We start from the raw sequence: 16,590 nt of genomic DNA on the forward strand, positions 1-16,590 counted from the left end.
TTTAGGTGATTATGAACGATAAGTTACCCGAAGCAGAGCTGCTTAAACTCAACAGTCAATTTTTGCGTGGTCATATTGAAGAGGGCCTTGCCGATATGGCAACAGGGGCCATCTCCGATGATGATAATAAACTGCTTAAATTCCACGGCAGTTATATGCAGGATCATCGGGATCTGCGTGATGAACGCCGTCATCAGAAACTGGAGCCGCTGTATTCCTTTATGGTGCGTCTGCGCCTGCCGGGTGGGGTGTTGAGTCCGCAGCAATGGCTGGGCCTGGATGCGATCGCCGATGACTGCTCCAACGGCACTTTGCGTCTGACGACACGGCAGACCTTTCAATTTCACGAAATCCTGAAAAAAGATCTGAAATCTTTTATGCAGCAGATCAATCAGCTGCTGCTGGACAGCAAAGGCGCCTGCGGTGATGTAAACCGTAATGTCGTCACCAGTATCAACCCGCAGCAGTCATCGGTGCATGCCGAGGTGTACCAGATTGCACAGGATATCAGCGAACATCTCTGCTGGCAGTCAGGTGCCTATGGCGAAATCTGGTTGGGTGAGGACAAGGTCTTTCAGAGCGGTGAACCGGAAGAACCGTTTTATGGCGATGTCTATCTGCCGCGTAAGTTTAAAATCGCGATTGCGGTACCGCCCCGTAATGATTGTGATGTGCTTGCCAACGATATCGGTCTGATTGCGATTGTCGATAATGGTCAGTTGCAGGGCTTTAACATTGCTGTCGGTGGTGGTTTCGGTATGTCATATGGCGAACCAGCCACTTATCCGCGGCTGGCTTCAGTAGTCGGCTTTGTGCCTGCTGATCAGGCAGTGAAGGCCTGTGAAGCCATCGCCGCTATCCAGCGTGATTTCGGTGACCGCAGCAATCGTGCTCATGCCCGTTTTAAATACACGATTGATGATAACGGGCTGGACTGGTTTAAAGACAAGTTCGCCGAGTATCACGGTCAGCCGCTGGAGGCGGTCAGGGAATTCGAGCTAGAAGAAAATGGCGATAAGTTCGGCTGGACTGAAGCTGAAAACGGTCAGTCTCACCTGACTTTATTCATACCCGGTGGTCGCGTTGCCGATACTGAAAAACAGTTAACCCGGACCGGCTTGAGGGAGATTGCGAAAATGCTTCAGGGTGAGTTTCGTGTCACCTGTAATCAGAACCTGATGATTGCCGATATCAGTCCGGAGCAACGCAAAGAGATTGAAGCCATCGTTACAAAATATCAGCTCGATGATGGTAGTCAGGGTTCAGCCTTGCGTTTGAATGCGATGGCCTGTGTTGCATTACCGACCTGTGGTCTTGCCATGGCTGAAGCCGAGCGATATCTACCGGAGTTTATCGAGAAGCTGGAAAAGATCGTGGTCGATGCCGGTCTGCCGGATCAGTTGATCAATATTCGGATGACCGGCTGCCCCAATGGTTGTGCCCGGCCGTACCTGGGTGAAATCGGCCTGACGGGTAAGGCGATGGGTAAATATAACCTCTATTTGGGGGCTGATTTCAGTGGCCAGCGGCTGAACCGACTGTATTTAGAAAATGTAGATGAGAAAACGATACTCGATACGCTGAAACCGATGATTGAGCAATTTGCTGCCGAGCGACATGAGAATGAATATTTCGGTGATTTTCTGGTGCGTCAGGGCATTGTCGGTGAAGAGCGGACCCCGCAGATGATGCATGAACCGCTTATCAACCAGAAGTAGACAAACATTTATCCGCTGATTTCGCAGATTTTCACAGATTCAGGAGGACAGCTAAGGCTCTAAAAGCTGCGATCAAAAATCTGTGTCCATCTGCGTCATCTGCGGATGAGTTTATGCTTTATCAGCTGATACGACGGTATTTAATCCGCTCCGGCTGGTGATCCTTACCGAAACGTTTGAAGTAGTCTTCGGCATAGTCACTGTAGTTGCCTTCGAAGAAGACCACATTGGACTCGCCTTCGTAGGCGATGATGTGGGTACAAATCCGGTCAAGGAACCAGCGATCATGCGAAATCACCACGGCTGAACCCGGGAAGGCGAGCAGCGCTTCTTCCAAGGCCCTCAGCGTTTCGATGTCCAGATCATTGGTCGGTTCGTCGAGCAGCAAAACGTTGCCACCTTCTTTCAGCAGCTTGGCCATGTGCAAACGGTTACGTTCACCACCGGACAGATCTTTCACGTATTTCTGTTGATCCGAGCCTTTGAAGTTAAAACGGCCGCAATAGGCGCGTGACGGAGTCTGATAGTTGCCGACAGTAATCATATCGGCACCGTCAGAGATTTCCTCGAACACGGTTTTCTTGCCATCCAGCTCGCGTGATTGATTCACATAAGCCAGTTTAACAGTACTGCCAATCTCGATTTCACCGCTATCGGGTTGCTCTTCACCGGCAATCATCCGGAACAGGGTTGACTTACCGGCACCGTTGGGACCGACGATACCGACGATGGCACCCGCTGGAATCGAGAAGTTCAGGTTTTCAAACAGCAGTTTTTCACCGTAGGATTTGGTCACATTGTGCAGTTCAATGACCTTGTCACCCAGGCGTGGGCCGGGTGGAATATAGATTTCCTGGGTCTCGTTTCGCTTCTGAAATTCGCGAGAGTTCATTTCTTCGAATTGTTTCAGACGGGCTTTGGATTTGGCCTGACGACCTTTGGCGCCCTGACGGACCCATTCCAGCTCGGCTTCAATCGCCTTGCGATGTGAGGCTTCTTCCTTGGCTTCCTGTTCCAGACGTTTTTCTTTCTGTTCCAGCCATGAAGAGTAGTTGCCTTCATAAGGAATACCACGACCACGATCCAGCTCCAGGATCCAGCCAGCGGCATTATCAAGGAAGTAGCGATCATGGGTAATAGCGACCACGGTACCCGGGTATTCCTGCAGGAAACGCTCAATCCAGGCAATCGATTCGGCGTCCAGGTGGTTGGTGGGCTCATCCAGCAGCAGCATGTCAGGATGATCCAGCAGCAGGCGGCATAAAGCGACACGGCGGCGCTCACCACCGGACAAGGTGCCGACTTTGGCATCCCAGGGTGGCAGACGCAGGGCATCGGCCGCACGCTCCAGCGCGTTTTCCAGGTTATGGCCATCTTTGGCCTGAATCAGATTCTCGAGATTGGCCTGTTTTTTAGCCAGCTCATCGAAATCGGCATCCGGTTCTGCATAGGCGGCATATACGGCATCGAGTTCAGCCAGTGCCTCTTTGACATCAGAAACCGCTTCCTCGACAACTTCCAGAACGGTTTTGTTGTCGTCCAGTTCCGGTTCCTGCGGCAGGTAACCGACATTAATGCCGGGCATGGGTCTGGCTTCACCAATATAGTCCTGATCCAGGCCGGCCATGATTTTCAGTAATGTGGATTTACCGGCACCGTTGAGACCCAGCACACCAATCTTGGCACCGGGAAAGAATGAGAGGGAAATATCTTTGAGAATTTCGCGTTTCGGCGGAACGACTTTGCCAACGCGATTCATACTGTAAACGTATTGCGCCATGTTTAAATTCCAAAATTCCTGAATTGCCAGAAGCGCTGAATTTTACATCTCCGGCGACAGGATTGCGAATCCCGGACGCCGGAGAAACGGCTTATTTCATCGAATACAGTGACTGATAAAACTTTTTCTCGAAGTTTCTGATTTCCCGCTTTTCATGACGGTGGTAATCCGGGTGATGATAGTTGGTGACTATCTGAACGAACAGCAGGGGTGTGCCGGTAGCCGTGGTCATCATGCCGGCAATATTAAAAGTGCCATAGAGTGTGCCGGTTTTGCCTTTCACTTTGCCTTTGAACGTGTCACCACGCAGGCTGTAGCGGTAACGCAGCGTGCCACTTTTACCGGCTTCAGCCATGGCTTGCCAAAGTTCGAGCTCAGGATGAGCATGAATATATTGCAATACCGACATGATCTGAGAGGCGGACATCCGGTTATTGCGAGACAGGCCAGAGCCATCGGCCAGCGCCGCGCTGGCTAAATCAATACCGGCTTTATCTTTGAGTACCGCTTTAGTAGCCGAAACACCGTTATCAAAGCTACCGGGCTCCTGATAGTAACTACGGCCCACGGCTTTCAGGAGATTGTCGGCAATCAGATTATCGGAGTCCTTGAGCATTTCATCCAGCAGTACCGGTAACGCTTCTGATTCATGGCGGGCAATAATGCGTCCTGAAGCTCGGTCATTGCGGATGACATTACCCTGTAACTCAATGCCAGCGTGTTTGAGTTCGCGGCGGATCATTTCAGCAGCGTAAAGCTCGGTGTTCTGAACCGCAAAGCTGAGAAAGCGGGGTATTTCATGACGGCCGAGACAGCCGCCCAGCGTGTACTGATTGGTATTGTCGGCCATTAATCTGAATTTGCAGTAGCGCTTTTCCAGACCATCAGTCAGGTCGAGTTTGTTAATGATATTAATGGGGGCATCGCGCGAAATCTGAAAGTCGATCTGGGTCTTGTTTTCATCAGTGAACAGCATCTTGGCGACCGCGCAGTTATTATCCAGTGAAATACTGCTGGAAGGGGCGCTGTAACAGATACCCAAATTGTCCCAGGGCAGACCGTCTGCCAGTTCAAAATCGTCGAAGGCAGCGCCGTTGAGATAGACATTCCCCCGGATAATCGACGTCTCGCGTTTCAATGACGCCACCAGGCGACGAATGTCATCGCGTCGCAATGACGGGTCGCCACTGAAACGGAAAATAACATCATTGTCTTTGACTTCGATATCGGTGTGAAAGCGAAACTCCTTGCCCAGTTGCAGGCGCGCGGCAAGGGCGGTAATGACTTTCTGTACACTGGCGGGCGGTCTCAGCGTTTCGGCATCATGGCTGAATAGGGTTTGACCGGTGTTTGCATCAGCAACCAGCAGACTGGCCTCGGCACCGGCCGGTAATTCAGCGAGATATTTCCCCGGACCTGAAGCAGGAGTTTGGGCATTGGCAAAGCATGAAAAAAACAGGGCGAAGAGAAAATAGGTGTATTTCAACATAATCCGGTTTGCAAAACGTTGAACAAAATCATCAGGACCGCCCTCATGGGCTTAGGCATTATCCGCCAGAGTCTCCTAGTATTAGGTGGGAATGTAAAGTGGCTTAATGAGGAGCAAATCAGAACGGATACCGGATCAATTGCTTAGCCTGATTTGCGTTGTCTGAGGATAAATCTGGAAGCGACTCTGTGCGCAATACCACGAGACTATCCACCAGGCGTCAACAAACTTTACAATGGATCCCAGCTCTAATACTCAAGACAAACACTTGAGGGAGGTAGCGAATTTTGTTGGAAAAGAGCATCATCATCCTCGCCCGGCATCGTCTGAAATGGCTCAAAGTCCTGGTTGCTGACAGGCAGGCACCTTCAGTTAAAGTTCAGAATGCCTTCTACGAGCTGACCGGTCTGACCAGTCTGCGCTTTGTGCAGGATAACGGTCTCTCAGAAAAAACCCGTTACGAACTGGTACTGATTGATAATCTGGCGATTCTTACGGTCAAACACACTCATCCAGAGGTGTTGAAGTTCTTTTCCAAGGAAACTCAGAATCTTGCTGCTTATCTGGATATGCCGGCACGTGAACTGGTTGACTTGATTTTCAAGGATGGTGCTCGCTTCAATAATCAGGAAGCGGTATCGGTCGCCATTCACCGCGGTCTGGTTGAAAATATCCATAATGAGTCTCAGGCCTACGAGAAGGTGGCCTCGATCGAGCGGCGGCTGGAAGGCAAGCAGAAACCCTAGAGGTAGCCTCTTGAGTAACTGGCGACGATTTTATCGGCATTCAGTTCTTCAGCCTGACAGGCGACAATGGCAGACAACATTCTTTCGTAGGCCTGATTAAGACTGCTAACCCCATGCTGGGCTCTCGCATGCTCAGCACGCTGATATAAAGCATAAATTTCACGGGCATTAGCATGGTATGCATCATGTGCCAGGCTCAGCTCCGACAGGTGACTGGCTTTGAATAACTGCTCTTTCTGTCCGGCTTCAATCCACACCCCAGAGTGGCATCGGCTTGTGTTCATGATTGGCCACTCCAGACTCGAATCCGCGGCAGCATTGATTCTGGCTAAAAAGCGGGCGTGCCATTGTTTGAACGTCAAGCTCAGTAAAGTGGATTTGTTATCGGCCAGTGACCGGGGTTTGGCAGCATAATTGAGCCAGCTTTGTTCAGGCCGGTATCGTTTCAGCCAGGAAGAAAAGTCTCCGGCCGGCATGGGGCGGGCAATACCAAAGCCCTGTGCAAGATGGCAGCCCATGGCCAGCAGCATAAGACCGTGTTCTCTGGACTCGACGCCTTCAGCGATTACCTTGCGGCTGAAAGACTCGGCCAGGCCAATGACACCATCCACGATCACATAATCATTGGGATCATCGAGCATATCCTGAATAAAGCTTTTATCAATCTTGACTGTATCGGCAGAGAAAGAGCGTAAATGGGTCAGTGACGAATAGCCGGTACCAAAATCATCCAAAGCGACGCTGACGCCCAGTCTGTTGCGACAAGCATCAATCGTTTCACGAATTTTCTTCAGATCAGCGAGCACACTGCTTTCCAATACTTCCAGCTGCAGTTGCTGAGGGTTAAGATCCGGGTACTCATTGAGCGCGTATGCGAGTCTGGAGACAAAGGAGGATTGCTGCAGATGGTGAGAGGCGATATTAACGCTGATCTCCAGCTCGATATCCTGCTTAGACCATTCATGCAGTTGACGGATCGCCTGGTTGATCACCCACTCACCGACTTCGACTTCCAGCTCAGTATTGGAGATTTGTGGCAGAAAACTGAGTGGCGGGATCAGGCCTTGTTCCGGATGTTGCCAGCGTAGCAGGGCTTCGACACCATAAACTTCACCTGTTCCCATAATAATTTTAGGCTGGTAAAACAAGGTTAATTCATCAGCATAGAGCGCTTTTTTAACCTGATCCTGAACCAGCTGTTTTTCGCTAACGACTTTGTCGTGATAACTATCAAACACATTGTAACGATGTTTGCCGGCGATTTTTGCCTGATACATGGCCTGGTCGGCATGACGGAGCAGGGTGTCGACATCCTCATCATCACGTGGATACAGCGTCGTGCCAATCGATGCGGAAATATAGTGCGAGTAACCGTTGATCAGGAAGGGCATTTCCAGGTTGTGAAGAATGCGATCCAGGGTCCGCATACACTCTTTTTCAGAGTTGATATCATTCAGTAACAGGGCAAACTCATCACCGCCCAGGCGGGATACTGTATCTTCTCCCCGCACACTGTCCAGCAGTCTTTGGGCCACTTCGACCAGCAACTGATCCCCGGTTTCATGACCATAGTTATCGTTAACCGGTTTAAAGTTATCCAAATCAATAAAGCAGACAGCCAGTAATGTCTGATTCCGCTTACTATGCAGGATCGCCTGGTTGAAGCGATCAGCAAACAGCGCGCGGTTAGGCAGAGAGGTAAGCACATCGTAATGTGCCATCATGCTCAATTGTTCTTGTTGTTCCTTACTACGGGTAATATCAGAGAATATCCCGACGAAAAATTCAATCTTGCCATGTTTGTCTTTCAGGGAAGAGATAGAAAGCTGCTCTGCATAGATTTCCCCATTTTTATTCCGGTTCCAAACCTCACCTTTCCAGAATCCCACCGTTTGCAGTTGTTGCCACATTTCTTCATAGAAAGTCTGAGACTGACGTCCTGAGTTCAGTATTGAAGGACTCTGTCCCAGTACATCATGACGTTCATAACCGGTGATTTTGTTAAAAGCCGGGTTGACGTCAACGATCAGGCCTTCCCGATCCGTCACCATGATGCCTTCCAGAATGTTCTCAAACACCTCGCGTGAAAGGCGCAGTGCTTCTTCAGCACGCTTACGGCTGGTAATGTCACGACCAATGCCCAGCATACCGATAATATCGTTGCTGGCATCGAGTATCGGGGTTTTGATGATTTCGAGCACTTCTTCATGACCATCGGATTTAAAGCAATACTTTTCTTCCTCAATACTGGGCATGCGGAGTTGCAATACCTGTTGATCATCAAGCTCAATCTGACTGGCCTGTGAAGCAGGCATATGCGCGTGGTCGGTCTGTCCCAGAATATCCTCCCGGGTTTTGCCCATAAAGCGCTCATAGCGACTGTTGCAGTCTAAATAAATACCAGTCGGGTCCTTAATCCAGACCAGGTCGGGAATCGCTGTGAAAGTACTGCGGAGAAACTGGTGACGTTTTTCAATTTCTTTCAGATATTGAGTCACCTTAGTTTCACTGATCCTGAGCGAGTAGTTCTGCCTGGCAATGACCAGTAACAACAGCAGAATCAGGCTGGATGCGACAACCAGCGCGATAATAAGCTCATGATGCTGATGCCAGATCTGCACCAGGCTGACATCGGCTTCGACATCAAATGGTGGCAACCCCAACTCTCGCATGGATAGTTCCACCGGCAGATAATCGGCAGGCACAGTAAAGCCGGAAATACCGATTTGCTGACTGACCGGGTGGCTGGGCTCCAGCGCCAGAATAGCCGAAGCTACACGTCGGGCAGTCGACTCCCGTACTTTCGGCAGTGCGATAAAGGGCCACTCAGGAAACAGACGGGTGCTGGTCACGAACGGGTAGTCTGACAGTGCTTGACGATTGATGATATTAATTTCATCCAGCGACAGTAATCCTTCGGCCGCCATCTGTTCCAATGCACTGGTTCTGACAAAACCCACATCCGCCTCGCCATCACGTAATGCCTGCAACACTCTGTCGTGAGGCGATCCGGTAAAGACTAAATCAAGCGCATTGATATTGATGCCGGCCTGATGTAGTTCATACAGTGGCGCCTGATAACCGCCCAGAAAACCATCACCGGGGGCGGCAATGGTGTGCGCCTTAACATCTGCCAGCGTTTTTATTTCAGCACTATCTTTCAGACTAAAAATCACACCACCCAGCGCCGAAACCGGGTGACCGTTTTCCAACCTGACGAGGGTACCAAGAGCGCCTGATAATGGGTATTTGGTCCGCATCTGGATGAAGTGACGGGGGTTAGTAAAAACAAAATCAAAGCGGTTTTGCTGAACCCCTTGTTCCAGCTCATCCAACTCCAGAATATGCAGTACAAAGTCAGCATCAGCGACCTGTTCTTCGAGATAGGACTCAAGGTATTGCCAGCGTTGTTCAATAACCTCGACGGGGCGATAGGCAAAAATACCGAGATGAAAGGTTTCTGCTGCCTGACTCAGACCGGGCAGCCATAATAATAAAAATAAGAGAGCGACGCTCAAACGCTCTTTAGTCATGGCAGGAATTCGTCACTAAAAAGTTGTTGGGTCCGCTTTGCATCCTGATGATAAGGAAATAACCCCAGTCGTAATATATTCTCAGCGACCTGAGTCAGCTGAGGGTTGTCTGGTGATAGCAATTTTTTATTGTGTTCGATGTTGGGTAATCCCAAACCCTGATAGAGATACATCACTTCACCGCTGGGAACATCAAGCCTGCTGGACATTCGATACGAGGCATCCTGAGGATTGGTAAGAAAGTGTTTCTGGGCCTTGAAAAAACCGGACACCAAAAGATGAAGCATGGCCGACTGCTCCTCAACCAGATCGGATCTTACAGCTAATACATCGACAATGGTGTCCGGAACTTGACTGCTGTCGAAAAGAACACGGCCTCCCTGGCGTAGTATCTGGCTGGCTGCCGGCTCATAGGTCACAATTGCATCCACATTTCCTTCCCGCCACAAATCAACATGCTGATCAATGGTGGCAGGTAAGAGGGTGAATGCATCCGTTTTTATGCCTGCACTTTCAGTGGCTTTTGCAAATAGCAGTCTGCCCACCGCCGTCTCTTCCAGCGCGATGGTTTTCCCTTTAAGTTGCGCCAGAGAATCAATGTTCATCCTGGCTATCAATTGATCAGCCCCCACAGAAATATCCATGATGAGAATAATGGTTAAATCAAGCCCCTGATTCCTTGCAACTAACACTTCATCCAGCGTTAAGGTGGCAGCGTCGGCCTGGTTTTGTTTTAACTTTTCAATTGATTGAGTCGCAGAACCGGTATCGACTAAAGTCACATGCTCTTGGGGTATGTAACCCAGTTGTTGGCCCAAATAGAGGAACTCGTAGCCAGGCCAGACATGTGTAGCAACCCGCAGCGCTGATTCCTTGTCACTGCAGGCCGTGATAAAAGCGGATAAAACGAATAAAAACAAAACTCGCAGAAAGCGGTAAACAGGGTTCAGAGTCATTCCTCGTTGTGAAGATAAAAAAATTAGCTGACTAATAGTTTGGCATCAGTAAAAAATTATTGCATTGATCCAGCACAAAATGCAGCAAGAATTCAGCCAAAGCGACAAAAGAAATAGCTGTGACAATGAATAGGTATTTATTTTGCCTGTTTATATGGTAATACCGGGTCTGGATCGTTATGATAACGCACCATTATTGTGCAATCTGAGTGAGTTGATGCGCTTCAAAACCAATCGAGACGCCGTGGCCCAATGGCTTGGCATTGAACGCAACCAGACCAGTCATACTGAAAAAGTGATTTCGGCTTTCGGCGCCGGGACCGGTATTGCGATGACAGTGCTGTTTTCAATGTGGTTGATTACACAGACGGATATCGGCGCTACAGGAAGCTTGCTGATTATCAGCTCAATGGGGGCTTCGGCGGTGTTGTTATTTGCTGTGCCACATGGGGCATTATCGCAGCCCTGGCCGGTTTTTGGCGGCCATATGACTGCCGCTTTTATCGGTATAACTTGTCAACGGTGGTTGCCATCTAGCTTTGTTACCGCGGGCATTGCTGTCGGGGTGGCAGTGGGGGTGATGTACTATTTACGCTGCATCCATCCCCCGGGTGGCGCCAGCGCCCTGACAACTCTAATAGGTGGCAGTGAAGTTGTTGATATGGGTTATCAGTTTCTGTTTTATCCGCTACTGCTTAATGTCATCGTCATACTGGGCATTGCGATGAGCTTTAATTTTTTCTTTCCCTGGCGGCGCTATCCGGCCCATATCAACACACGGCATCTGACTGAAAACACTGGTCAATTATCGACATCGGATTATGTCCTTACCACGGAGGATTTCAATGCGGCGATCCATAAACTGGACTCCTTCGTTGATATTACTGAGGAAGGATTGACTGAACTGCTGGAGCAGGCCAGGCAGCATGCACAATACAGTGTGAATCACCCTGATGAGATTAAGCGAGGCCACTATTACAGCAACGGTAATATCGGTAATCTGTGGGGCGTCCGCCAAGTCATCGATGAGGCTGACAATCAATCCCCGGGAAAGGACAAAGTCATCTATAAAACAGTGGCCGGACAAAACTTGTATGAAACCGGTTACTGTGAACGCGAAACCTTCCGCCAGTGGGCTCGCTACGAAGTGGTGGAAACCCGGGGCTTATGGGTAAAAGCGGATAAGCCTGAACAGATCAGCTGACTGTTGTCATCCTGTCTTTTATTTCAACGACGACAGTCGCTATGATGAGCACAAAAACCTGACCTGAAAGAGCCTGAACATTAATTCTCCAGATTTAAGCAGACGAAAAGTCATTATCGCCGGTATCAGTGCCCTGATTCTGACCGTTGGCATTGCGCGGTTTACCTATACACCGTTTCTGCCATTAATGCTGGAACAGGCAGGGCTGTCGACCCTGGCCGGTGGTTGGCTGGCTACTTTTAATTACAGTGGTTATCTGCTCGGTGTCATCCTGATTGCCTGGATCAGTGATCTGGAGCTTAAATTCAAACTCTACAGGCTCAATTTGATCCTGGCTGTGCTCAGCACCATCGCTATGGGCATGACTACCCATGTGGTTTTATGGAGCCTGTTCAGGCTGATTGCCGGCTTATCCAGCACCGCCGGCATCATTCTCGCAGCGGGATTTGTGATGAGTTGGCTGAAACGTCATCAGTTCCGAGGTAATCTGGGCCTGCACTTCTCCGGTCTGGGGCTGGGTATAGCGATTCCGGGCATGGCCATTGTCTGGATGAACCATCACCTTGACTGGGCGCTGCAATGGGTTGTGATGGGTATATTCGGTCTGGTGTTTTTTATACCAGCCTGGCGTTGGATGCCAGCGCCGGTCAAACAAGCTGAGCAGCATGACAGCCAGTTCAAACCACCATCCAGAAGCTGGATGAATCTGATGATTGCGGCGTATTTCTGTGCCGGTGTCGGCTACGTAGTCAGCGCCACCTTTATTGTAGCGATTCTTGAACATATGCCGGCGCTGGCGGGCTGGGGAGACTGGATCTGGGTAATCCTGGGCCTGACCGCGGTACCGTCCTGTGTGGTCTGGGACAAAATTTCCCACCGTCTGGGGGAGACCAGCGCTTTAATCGCGAGTTACAGCATTCTGCTGATATCGATCATTATTCCGGCCCTGACTAACAGCCTCTGGCTCAATGTACTGGGGGCGATACTGTTCGGCGGGACATTTGCCGGTGTTGTCAGCCTGATGCTGGTATTCATCGGTCATAAGTTTCCCCATAACCCGGCTAAGGCGATGGCGAAACTGACCATCAGCTATGGCATCGCGCAGATTACCGCACCGGCGATTGCCGGTTATATCGCAACACTGACCGGTAGTTATAGCGGAGCGCTGTGGCTGGCTGCAGCCTGCATGGCGGTCGGTATTGCATGTTTATGGCAGATTCACCGCATTAGTCGCGACGGGGAAAATGCAGTGTAAAGCAGGTCTGCTCCTCGTCAGATTCCAGCGAGATGCTGCCACCATGTGCCGTAACAATCGATTTGACCAGTGCCAGTCCCAAGCCCGTGCCTTTGTTCTCCGTACCCCGGGAACGATAGAAGCGGTCAAACAATTTGTCTCTGTCCGATTCTGGTATCGGCCCGCCTGCATTTGATACTGTGATTTGCACTTCGTCCGGCAAAGACGCCATGTGCAGTTTGACCCAACTTCCCTTGGGACTGTGACGAATAGCATTGGTGAGCAGATTGCCGACAGCGCGTCTTATCATCAAACGGTTAGCCTGCAGCGTCGCCTCGCCCCCAGCAGACAGATTCATTGCCTTATCTTCAGCCAGAATGGAATAAAACTCTAATAAGTTATTGATTTCATTGCTCAGATTAATTGTCTCAATATCTGGTAATTGCTGAGTGTTGTCAGTCTGTGCCAGAAACAGCATATCGGCGATCATCTGACTCATGCGCTGTAACTCTTCCATGCTGGAATAGAGCACCTCACGATATTCATCGGACCTTCTGTCAGCACTCAGCGCCACCTGAGTCTGGGTCATTAAGGAAGTCACCGGTGTCCGCAGTTCATGAGCGATATCTGAGGAATAATCGGCCAGATGCTGAAAAGCGTCATCAATGCGTCTCATCATGGCATTCAGAGAGTTTGATAGCTGAGCCAGTTCTCTGGGGACCTGGTTGGTGTCGAGCGGATCATTCAATTGCGATACGGACAGATTACGAATCTTTTTCACGATGGCCGAGAGCGGTCGTAATGAATAGCGAATCGCCAACCAGCCCAGCACGGTGGACATGACAATCGCGGCTAACAGAATCAGCCACAGACTCTGATTGAACTGCTGTAGGAAGCTGAGGTGGTAATCAATCGCGATGGCTGCAGTAATGTGAAATGACTGTCCGCTTGTGGTTTCAAAACCTTGATAGCGAAGCCGATAATGTCGTTTATCCGCCGTTTCCAGCGTGACGGGCTGCTCCGCGACCTCAGCCTGCCAGCGCAATAACTCAGCAGCGTCCGGATCACTCAGGTAAACCCTGTGCCCCTTAGCCTCACTTACCAGCAGAAGAGGATGATGATGCCCAATAAGAATATCTTCGAAACGCTGAGGCAGATTGTCACCTCCCTGTTCCAGGGTGATTTCAACCCGCTTGATAATCGCCTCTAACTCGGCATTGTCACCGACTTTGAAATGGTGGCGAATAGCCGTTTCAACAAACACGCCCAGACCGCTGATTACAATCAACATAATCAACGCAAACAACAGGGTTTGTCTGGCAGCCAGCGATAAGGATTTGAATTTAGTCCTGGCTTGTTGCATCACAGACATAGCCCATGCCCCGAACAGTATGAATTAATTTCAGTTCATAGCCTTCATCGACCTTGGAACGTAAGCGACGAATTGCCACATCAATGACATTGGTGTCACTGTCAAAGTTAATATCCCACACCATGGAGGCAATCATGGAGCGGGGCAGGACCTGGCCCTGATGCCTGACCAGCAATTCCAGCAAGGCAAATTCTTTGACGGTGAGCCGGATTTGTTGACCGCCGCGATAGACCCGGCGTCCGATTAGATCGATTTCCAGATCAGCGAGTGTCAAAACTGACTCTGCAATCGGCTGCTGGCCGCGCCTAAGTAATGTTCTGATACGGGCAAGCAGTTCGGCAAAAGCAAAGGGTTTCACCAGGTAATCATCAGCACCGGCTTCCAGCCCGGTAACCCGGTCCTCGATGCTGGCTTTGGCAGTCAGTAACAACACGGGCGGTGCCGTTCCCTGCGCCTGTATCTGCTTAAGTACCTGCAAGCCATCCATGTCCGGCAGCATTCTGTCTAGAATCACCAAATCAAAAGGGGTACTGGCCTGTTCGTGTAACCCATCGATGCCATGACGAACCCAGCTCACGACAAAAGAAGCCTCGGTCAGACCCTGCGTCAGATATCGACCAGTTTTCTCGTCATCTTCAATGATCAACAGGCGCATAAAGGTTCCAAATCCAGTTAGCCTGCCAGTGCGAGTCTGACAGCTTGATGAAGCCAAGATGACATTTTTGTCATGTTGGCGTCACCTTGCTGAAAGCTGTTGTTTGCTAGCTTGGCGTTATCAACATAAAAGCACATCACTATGACACAGCATCATAACAAGCAAAGACGGCAAATATTACAGGCACTGGCATCTGCAGGATTGTTGAGTGCTGTTTATCCTCTAATGCCGGCCATGGCCAAACAGTCGCTCACGCCTTTGGTTCCGGGGCGGGCAGAGGGTAATGCTGATATTTTTGACTTTAATATTGCCCGAACACCACTGGAGATTGACGGTCAGTTCAGCGCACAGGCGATCACCATCAACGGCACTATCCCGGCGCCGCTGCTCAAGCTCAAAGAAGGTAGAGAAGCCGTTTTACGGGTCAAAAACGAGCTCGATGTCGATACTTCGATTCACTGGCACGGTATTTTACTGCCTTATCAGATGGATGGTGTGCCCGGTATTTCCTTTGCTGGGATCAAACCCGGTGAAACCTTTGAGTATCGGTTTCCGGTCGTGCAAAACGGCACTTACTGGTATCACAGTCATTCCGGTATGCAGGAACAATTAGGTCATTACGGACCCCTGATCATCGAGCCGGAACAGGATGATGACATCAGCGTTGATCGTGATTATGTGATTCTGCTTTCCGACTGGACTTTCGATAGCCCGGCCGATGTGATGCGCAAGCTGAAAGTGGCGGAGGGGTACTACAACTACAATCACCGTACCGTTGCTGACTTTTTTAATGATGTTGAAAAAATGGGCTGGCAGGCAGCCTGGCAGAAATCGGCGATGTGGGGACAGATGCGCATGAGCCCGCGCGATATCCTGGATGTGACCGGCAGTGAATACGCCTATTTGATTAACGGTAAGGCGACTGCGGGTAACTGGACCGGGCTATTTAGTCCGGGTGAGAAAGTCCGATTGAGGGTGATCAATGCCTCAGCCATGACATTTTTTGACCTGAAAATACCCGGCCTCGAAATGACGGTTGTCGCTGCTGATGGGCAACCGGTTCAGCCAGTAAAAACCGATGAGTTTCGTATCGGCGTGGCCGAAACCTATGATGTGATTGTAGAGCCTGTGGATGAGGCCTACACCCTCTTTGCCCAGTCACAGGACCGCAGTGGTTTTGTCAGCGCCACGCTGGCGTCGCGTCCCGGTCTGACAGCACCGATTCCTGACCTGTATCCCCGAGTTGAAAGGGGCATGGAAGCAATGGGAGCCGGTCATGATATGCATGGTCAAATGGCGATGGACAGCAGTGAAGATGACATGCAGATGGATCATGGAGAACACCATGCACATCAGATGGCTGCTGAGGACACAGTAGAAACCGTTTCCCACGGGCCTGATAATCATGGACCCGGCGCCGCCATGGTAGTGGATAGACCTACCTCCAGGCTCGATGATCCCGGTGTCGGTTTTGAGCATGTGGATCATCGGGTGCTGACCTATTCGCAATTGAAAAGCCATGATGGCTGGCCCGATAAAAGACCGCCGGCGCGGGAAATTGAACTGCATCTGACTGGTAGCATGGAACGCTACATGTGGTCTTTTGACGGCAAAAAGTTCTCGGAAGTGGATGGCCCCATTCGATTCTATAAAGACGAGCGCCTGAGACTGACTTTGGTGAATGACACCATGATGGATCATCCGATCCACCTGCACGGGATGTGGATGGAACTGGAAAACGGTCATGGTGACCTGAGGCCCAGAAAACACACCATTATCGTCAAACCAGGTGAGCGGGTGTCGTCCCTGATTACCGCCGATGCCTTCGGAGACTGGGCATTCCACTGTCATCTGATGTATCACATGAAAGCCGGCATGTTCCGTGTCGTTTCGGTGGCCTAGG

General features: G+C 50.3%; 11 protein-coding genes. 5 read left to right on the forward strand and 6 right to left on the reverse strand.

What is annotated here, in order from left to right:
• Positions 1 to 11 precede the first annotated feature (11 nt).
• Complete coding sequence (locus OMQ46_RS04590) at positions 12 to 1,718, forward strand: NADPH-dependent assimilatory sulfite reductase hemoprotein subunit (RefSeq protein ID WP_266235447.1); 1,707 nt, start codon at positions 12 to 14, stop codon at positions 1,716 to 1,718.
• A 121-nt stretch (positions 1,719 to 1,839) separates the two neighbouring features.
• Here OMQ46_RS04590 and ettA read toward each other — a convergent pair whose 3' ends face one another.
• A complete protein-coding gene (gene ettA, locus OMQ46_RS04595; protein WP_266235445.1) occupies positions 1,840 to 3,498 on the reverse strand; it encodes an energy-dependent translational throttle protein EttA in 1,659 nt (552 codons plus the stop codon).
• A 91-nt stretch (positions 3,499 to 3,589) separates the two neighbouring features.
• Complete coding sequence (gene dacB / locus OMQ46_RS04600) at positions 3,590 to 4,987, reverse strand: D-alanyl-D-alanine carboxypeptidase/D-alanyl-D-alanine-endopeptidase (RefSeq protein ID WP_266235443.1); 1,398 nt, start codon at positions 4,985 to 4,987, stop codon at positions 3,590 to 3,592.
• A 287-nt stretch (positions 4,988 to 5,274) separates the two neighbouring features.
• Between dacB and OMQ46_RS04605 the strand changes: the two genes are divergently transcribed.
• Positions 5,275 to 5,733, forward strand: coding sequence for a hypothetical protein (locus OMQ46_RS04605; RefSeq protein WP_266235441.1), 459 nt, complete (start codon positions 5,275 to 5,277; stop codon positions 5,731 to 5,733).
• On the opposite strand, the gene OMQ46_RS04610 is transcribed toward OMQ46_RS04605, so the two are convergent.
• On the reverse strand, positions 5,730 to 9,266 hold the full coding sequence (locus OMQ46_RS04610; RefSeq protein ID WP_266235440.1) for an EAL domain-containing protein: 3,537 nt from the start codon (positions 9,264 to 9,266) through the stop codon (positions 5,730 to 5,732). The two genes, OMQ46_RS04605 and OMQ46_RS04610, sit on opposite strands and share 4 nt — an antisense overlap.
• Entirely contained in the window at positions 9,263 to 10,222 is a 960-nt protein-coding gene (locus tag OMQ46_RS04615; protein WP_266235438.1) for an ABC transporter substrate-binding protein, read from the reverse strand. The genes OMQ46_RS04610 and OMQ46_RS04615 overlap by 4 nt, the downstream gene beginning before the upstream one ends.
• A gap of 142 nt (positions 10,223 to 10,364) precedes the next feature.
• Between OMQ46_RS04615 and OMQ46_RS04620 the strand changes: the two genes are divergently transcribed.
• Both OMQ46_RS04620 and OMQ46_RS04625 read left to right on the forward strand, forming a co-directional pair.
• Positions 10,365 to 11,426 (forward strand): HPP family protein, encoded by a 1,062-nt coding sequence (locus tag OMQ46_RS04620; protein ID WP_266235436.1) that lies wholly within the window; start codon positions 10,365 to 10,367, stop codon positions 11,424 to 11,426.
• A 139-nt stretch (positions 11,427 to 11,565) separates the two neighbouring features.
• The gene (locus OMQ46_RS04625; protein ID WP_323135145.1) at positions 11,566 to 12,681 is read left to right on the forward strand and encodes a YbfB/YjiJ family MFS transporter; all 1,116 of its coding nucleotides are present in this window, start codon (positions 11,566 to 11,568) and stop codon (positions 12,679 to 12,681) included.
• Here the strand turns inward: OMQ46_RS04625 and OMQ46_RS04630 are convergent.
• Both OMQ46_RS04630 and OMQ46_RS04635 read right to left on the reverse strand, forming a co-directional pair.
• Positions 12,653 to 14,032: a heavy metal sensor histidine kinase gene (locus tag OMQ46_RS04630; RefSeq protein ID WP_266235435.1), complete on the reverse strand. Its 1,380-nt coding sequence runs from the start codon at positions 14,030 to 14,032 to the stop codon at positions 12,653 to 12,655. The two genes, OMQ46_RS04625 and OMQ46_RS04630, sit on opposite strands and share 29 nt — an antisense overlap.
• Positions 14,004 to 14,687, reverse strand: a complete 684-nt coding sequence (locus OMQ46_RS04635) for a heavy metal response regulator transcription factor (RefSeq protein WP_266235433.1) — start codon at positions 14,685 to 14,687, stop codon at positions 14,004 to 14,006. Before OMQ46_RS04635 ends, OMQ46_RS04630 begins: the two co-directional genes overlap by 29 nt.
• 141 nt (positions 14,688 to 14,828) lie before the next feature.
• Between OMQ46_RS04635 and OMQ46_RS04640 the strand changes: the two genes are divergently transcribed.
• On the forward strand, positions 14,829 to 16,589 hold the full coding sequence (locus tag OMQ46_RS04640) for a copper resistance system multicopper oxidase (protein WP_266235431.1): 1,761 nt from the start codon (positions 14,829 to 14,831) through the stop codon (positions 16,587 to 16,589).
• The last annotated feature ends 1 nt before the right edge of the window (position 16,590 follow it).

The organism is Methylophaga sp. OBS1 (genome assembly GCF_026319365.1).

Excerpts from the sequence above, each read along its gene's own strand:
- OMQ46_RS04590 (WP_266235447.1), top strand. The coding sequence starts at position 12 with ATGAACGATAAGTTACCCGAAGCAGAGCTGCTTAAACTCAACAGTCAA.
- ettA (WP_266235445.1), bottom strand. The coding sequence starts at position 3,498 with ATGGCGCAATACGTTTACAGTATGAATCGCGTTGGCAAAGTCGTTCCG.
- dacB (WP_266235443.1), bottom strand. The coding sequence starts at position 4,987 with ATGTTGAAATACACCTATTTTCTCTTCGCCCTGTTTTTTTCATGCTTT.
- OMQ46_RS04610 (WP_266235440.1), bottom strand. The coding sequence starts at position 9,266 with ATGACTAAAGAGCGTTTGAGCGTCGCTCTCTTATTTTTATTATTATGG.
- OMQ46_RS04615 (WP_266235438.1), bottom strand. The coding sequence starts at position 10,222 with ATGACTCTGAACCCTGTTTACCGCTTTCTGCGAGTTTTGTTTTTATTC.
- OMQ46_RS04630 (WP_266235435.1), bottom strand. The coding sequence starts at position 14,032 with ATGTCTGTGATGCAACAAGCCAGGACTAAATTCAAATCCTTATCGCTG.
- OMQ46_RS04635 (WP_266235433.1), bottom strand. The coding sequence starts at position 14,687 with ATGCGCCTGTTGATCATTGAAGATGACGAGAAAACTGGTCGATATCTG.
- OMQ46_RS04640 (WP_266235431.1), top strand. The coding sequence starts at position 14,829 with ATGACACAGCATCATAACAAGCAAAGACGGCAAATATTACAGGCACTG.